Source organism: Caldibacillus sp. 210928-DFI.2.18 (genome assembly GCF_020554505.1).
GTDB classification, from domain to species: Bacteria; Bacillota; Bacilli; order Bacillales; family Caldibacillaceae; genus Caldifermentibacillus; species Caldifermentibacillus hisashii.
Map to the genome: position 1 here is coordinate 1 of NZ_JAJCHL010000141.1, position 5,403 is coordinate 5,403.

Annotated in this window: 4 protein-coding genes; 1 reads left to right on the forward strand and 3 read right to left on the reverse strand. The window is 35.5% G+C overall.

Going from position 1 to position 5,403, the window contains the following annotated elements; all coding sequences use genetic code 11:
* Positions 1-260: 260 nt before the first annotated feature.
* From serS to guaB, 3 genes are all read right to left on the reverse strand, one after another.
* Positions 261-1,091 carry a serine--tRNA ligase gene (gene serS / locus LIZ98_RS16800; protein ID WP_375293597.1) on the reverse strand — a complete coding sequence of 277 codons (831 nt, stop codon included), beginning with the start codon at positions 1,089-1,091 and terminating at the stop codon, positions 261-263.
* A 120-nt stretch (positions 1,092-1,211) separates the two neighbouring features.
* On the reverse strand, positions 1,212-2,510 hold the full coding sequence (locus LIZ98_RS16805) for a serine hydrolase (protein ID WP_375293598.1): 1,299 nt from the start codon (positions 2,508-2,510) through the stop codon (positions 1,212-1,214).
* Between the two features lie 158 nt (positions 2,511-2,668).
* Complete coding sequence (gene guaB, locus LIZ98_RS16810; RefSeq protein WP_227140323.1) at positions 2,669-4,135, reverse strand: IMP dehydrogenase; 1,467 nt, start codon at positions 4,133-4,135, stop codon at positions 2,669-2,671.
* Between the two features lie 107 nt (positions 4,136-4,242).
* On the opposite strand from guaB, the gene LIZ98_RS16815 reads away from it, so the two are divergent.
* On the forward strand, positions 4,243-5,226 hold the full coding sequence (locus LIZ98_RS16815) for a YaaC family protein (RefSeq protein WP_227140322.1): 984 nt from the start codon (positions 4,243-4,245) through the stop codon (positions 5,224-5,226).
* Positions 5,227-5,403 lie beyond the last annotated feature (177 nt).

The window sequence follows — 5,403 nt, forward strand, 5'->3', positions numbered from 1 at the left end:
CAACGTATTCTCTATCCTTTGGGAATCAAGGAATAACGAACATCGCAATTACCTCAATCATGAAGATCAAGAAATTTATAACATAAGGCGGTGTACAAAAAGATTACTAACACTACAACTTTTTGACAAATGAAAACAGCCAAAAACCTCGTAATTACGCGGGTTCATGGCTGTTTTTTCATCAATTTAACTGCAAAAGCCTATAAAATATAATAACAGGTAATCTCCTCGCTGATTTCCATTAATATATGAACCAGCGTTTATCCTATATACTCTTTTCCACCCATATAAGGCTGTAAAACTTCCGGTATCAGCACTCTTCCATCTGCTTGTTGGTAATTTTCCAAAATTGCAGCAACCGTACGGCCAATTGCTAATCCGGAACCATTCAGTGTATGGACAAATTCCGGTTTTCCCTTTGGTTCTCTTCTAAAACGGATATTTGCCCTTCTTGCCTGGAAGTCTTCAAAATTACTGCAAGAGGAGATTTCCCGATAAGTATTGTAACTTGGCAACCATACTTCTAAATCATATTTTTTTGCTGCTGTAAATCCTAAATCCGCAGTACACATACTCATGACCCGATACGGTAACTTGAGCAGTTGTAATACTTTTTCTGCATGTCCGGTCAACTTTTCTAATTCCTCATAAGAATCTTCCGGTTTTACAAATTTTACTAGTTCAACTTTATTAAATTGGTGTTGACGAATCAATCCTCTCGTATCACGACCGGCAGATCCCGCTTCTGAACGAAAACATGCACTATAGACAACATAATTCAAAGGCAATTCTTCACCTGATAAGATTTCATCTCGATGATAATTGGTCACAGGTACTTCTGCAGTTGGAATCAGGAAATAATCTTCTTTTTCAACAAGAAATGCATCTTCTTCAAATTTTGGTAATTGACCGGTTCCTGTTAAACTTGCACGATTAACTAAATACGGTGGCAACATTTCTGTATAACCGTGCTCTTCCGTGTGAAGATCAAGCATAAAGCTAATCAATGCACGTTCCAATTTAGCCCCTTGACCTTTTAAGAAAGTAAAACGACTTCCCGTCACCTTTGCCGCTGATTTGCACCAAACCATCAGCTCTCTTAAAACAAATGAACTTGTTACTATTTCCTGTCATCGAATTAACTGTATGAAATTCATTATTTTATCTGAACATCAATAAAGAATCAAAATAACCTAAACATAAATGATTAACTAAAACCAAGAAGAAACTTTCGATGTAATGCCATCCCAAAGGTTTCCGAAAAAGCCACCCATGCCTCTGAACATTAAGACAAACCAATTTGCTTTTTCAACTTTTTCTTTGGCAACCACATCAACCTTTACTGTTTGGTCCGGATATAAAAATCCTGAATCATCTCCACTGTATTGATAAGTAACATAGCCGACAACTTCTCCTTTTTTGACCGGTGCTGTCAACTTACCGTCTTTATTTATTTTCTTTTCATCAAGAACCAGTTTAGGTTTATATTGTTCCTTTTCCCCATTTTTTATAACTAAACTTAACGGTTCTTTCGTAGCAATTTTAACAGAGTCTTCTTTCCCTTTTATTACCGGTAAAGACGTTTTTCCTTTTACAGCATGGTTTTTAGAGAACAATTCTTCTTTTGAAAAATTATTAAACCCGTAATCAAGAAGTTTTTTTGTTTCTTCAAACCGTTCTTGTTGTGAACCTGTCTTCATGATGACAGAAATTAAGCGTTGGCCGTTTCTTTCTGCAGTTGCTGTAAAATTATAACCTGCAAATGCGGTGGATCCCGTTTTTAAACCATCCACACCTTCGTATTCATAAACCAAACCAGGAAGCATCCAGTTGAAATTTTTAAATTCTTCACCACGAAAATTCAAAACAGGTTTGCTGGCAATTTGTAACACTTCCGGAAAATCATTGATTAATCGATAGGCTAATTTGGCAGTCGCACGTGCTGACATTTTATTTTCATCATTTGCATCCGTTCCTTCAGGATGATTTCCCAACATATCTGCATTATTTAAACCAGATGAATTAACAAAATAGTAATCTTTTAAACCAAGTTCTTTTGCCTTCTCATTCATTAATTTAACAAAGTTTTCCTCGGAACCACCTACTAATTCAGCCAGTGCCACGGTGGAAGCATTTGCAGAATGAATAGCCATCGATTCATATAATTCTTTAACCGTATAAGTTTCTCCCTCGGTTAATCCAACTGTTGAAACACCTAAACTCGGACTGGATAAATCGTGAATAAATTTACTGATGGTAACCTTTTGATCCCAGCTTATTTTTCCCTCTTTAATTGCTTCTAAAACAATATACTCAGTCATCATTTTTGACATACTTGCTACACCAAGCAGTTCATCAGCATTTTTTTCATATAAAACTTTTCCGGTGTTCCCATCTACTAAAATAGCAGCAGATCCTTTCAAATTAAGAGAATCGGTCTCAGCTGAAACTTGTTTCCCTCCGAAAGGCAACATTGCCATTAGTAGAAAACTGATTATTATGTATATCATTATTGGCTTTTTCTTTTTAAACAACGATATTCCCTCCAACAGATTAACTTTAAACACTAATTTTTAGTGTAACATATCTTTTTTTAAAAAAATAGACTCTAATGGGGCAGAAAAAAATCCCATTTTTTCATGGGATTTTTATGATTTTATAAAAACAGTTAATTCAATGTATAGTTTGGTGCTTCTTTTGTAATTTGAACGTCATGTGGGTGACTTTCTCTTAATCCTGCACCGGACATGCGAATAAATTGGGCATTTTCTCTTAAATCCTTTAAAGTTTTTGCCCCGGTATAACCCATACCAGAACGAATGCCACCAACTAATTGATAGATTGTTTCGGCTAAAGGACCTTTATATGGAACTCGTCCTTCAATTCCCTCAGGAACGAGTTTTTTATTATCTTCTTGGAAATATCGATCACTGGAGCCTTTTTCCATTGCAGCAATAGATCCCATCCCTCTATATACTTTAAATCTTCTGCCTTGGAATATTTCGGTTTCTCCGGGACTTTCTGAAGTTCCTGCTAACAAGCTTCCTAGCATTACAGCATGACCACCTGCAGCAAGTGCTTTTACAATATCTCCGGAATATTTAATGCCCCCGTCAGCAATAATTGCTTTTCCCATTTTTCTAGCTACCGATGCACAATCATAAATGGCAGTAATTTGCGGAACACCGACACCGGCCACTACCCGGGTTGTACAGATGGAACCCGGTCCGATACCTACTTTAACAACATCTGCACCGGCCTCAAATAATTCCTTCGTAGCTTCAGCTGTTGCCACATTCCCGGCGATTAAATTTAAATCAGGGTATAACTCTTTTATTTGTTTAACAACCTCAATTACACCTTTAGAGTGCCCGTGAGCAGTATCCACAACAATTACATCAACATTCGCTTTGTAGAGCATTTCCGTTCTTTTCATCGTATCCTTTGTAATACCGACTGCAGCCCCAACAAGCAAGCGGCCTTGTTCATCTTTTGCTGCGTTTGGAAACTCAATCACTTTTTCTAAATCTTTTATAGTGATCAAACCTTTTAAAACACCCGATTGGTCAACTAACGGCAATTTTTCAATCCGATACTTTTGTAAAATTTTCCCTGCTTCCTCAATGGTTGTTCCTACCGTTGCAGTAATTAAATTTTCCTTTGTCATAACATCTTTTATTTTAATTGAATAGTCTTCAATAAAACGAAGATCACGATTTGTAATAATCCCAACTAGTTTTTGTTCTTCTTTATTATTTACAATTGGAACACCGGAAATCCGATATTTTGCCATTAAATGCTCAGCATCATAAACTTGATGTTCAGGAGTTAAAGAAAAAGGATCAGTAATTACTCCATTTTCAGAACGCTTAACACGGTCGACTTGCTCAGCTTGCTCTTCAATCGACATGTTCTTATGGATAATTCCTAATCCACCTTGTCTTGCCATTGCAATCGCCATTTCTGCCTCGGTTACCGTATCCATACCGGCACTGATAATCGGGACATTCAATTTCAACGTATCTGTTAACGATACAGACAAATCAACATCTTTAGGTAATACCTCAGATTTAGCGGGTATTAATAAAACATCGTCAAAAGTCAGTCCTTCTTTCATAAACTTATGATCCCACATCGTTTATGCGCCTCCAGAAAAAATTATTATTAGTAGGTTACCAATTGGATAAAATACTGTCAAGGAGCTTTCAATAAATTGCATTTTTCAGAATTGGGGGTTATATTTTGTCTGCAAGTTTTTCATCATCTCTTTTAAAAAAATATCTTTACTTATCATCTGAAGAAACTTCCCGGCAATTTCTTTTCCATACTTATAATAAAAGAAAGATCATTGATGCTAAAAAGAAAAGTTATGAAAACAGTTTTTCTTTTATTTCTTACATCGAACAAGGAATTACCTTTTTTGAGCAAACAGAACGGTCTTCATTAAATATTAAGCCTATTTTACTCTTTTATGGACTCGTTTTTCTACTTAAAGCATGTGTATTATCGGTTGACCCGGACTATCCTGAATCAAGTCTTGTTTTGGCCCATGGTGTTTCAACACGAAAAAGAAAAAAGCAAAATTATATATACTTAAAGGATGAGGTTAAATTACAAAAAAATGGTTTGTTCCCGCATTTTTCCGACAAAATGTTCCATATGAAACATTTAGAAGGGAAAAAGTTTACGGTAGAGTCATTATTAAAGGAAATTCCGGAGTTAATTGATTACTTCACTATTTGGACTGGGCACAATCATGGATTACCAATTGACTATGATGGCAAATATTTTTCACTTCCTGAATCGGTTCTTGATTTTTTTAAAATGACATCCGACCGTTTTAAAACCTTCTTCCAATCGAATACAAATAAAAATATTCAGTTTATCGGTGATCCGTCAATAATAAAATTTTATATTGAGGAAAATCAGAGCACCATAACAGAAATTTTACCTTTCCGATTTCATATAGAGAAACATTCCTATTTTTTATTACAAAATGATAAAAAACTATCTTTTTATCCGGAACTAATGATCCATTATTTAATATTATATCATTTAGGAATGATTGCTAGATACGAAATTGAATGGTGGTCAGAACTTATTCATCATAAGCCGTCAATCGAGTATCCACTAATCGTACAATATTTAAATATCTCAACAAAAAAAATCCCTTTTCTCATTGATCAATACCTATGGAGTTACTTTCACGGACAGAATAAATTTTGACATGATACCTTCTAAGGAATTTGAATAGGTTTCACAAAGCTCGCTGCATAATTTTCACAGCCATATTGCTTTTCTTATTTTTTTATTAAAAAAAGGACAGTGAATTTCACTGTCCTTTACTCTGCCCGGCAACGTCCTACTCTCGCAAAGGCAAGGCCTTCACTACCATCGGCGCTG

Bases quoted from the DNA above. Each gene is read 5' to 3' on its own strand.
- serS (WP_375293597.1), bottom strand. From the start codon at position 1,091: ATGGTTTGGTGCAAATCAGCGGCAAAGGTGACGGGAAGTCGTTTTACT.
- LIZ98_RS16805 (WP_375293598.1), bottom strand. From the start codon at position 2,510: ATGATATACATAATAATCAGTTTTCTACTAATGGCAATGTTGCCTTTC.
- guaB (WP_227140323.1), bottom strand. From the start codon at position 4,135: ATGTGGGATCATAAGTTTATGAAAGAAGGACTGACTTTTGACGATGTT.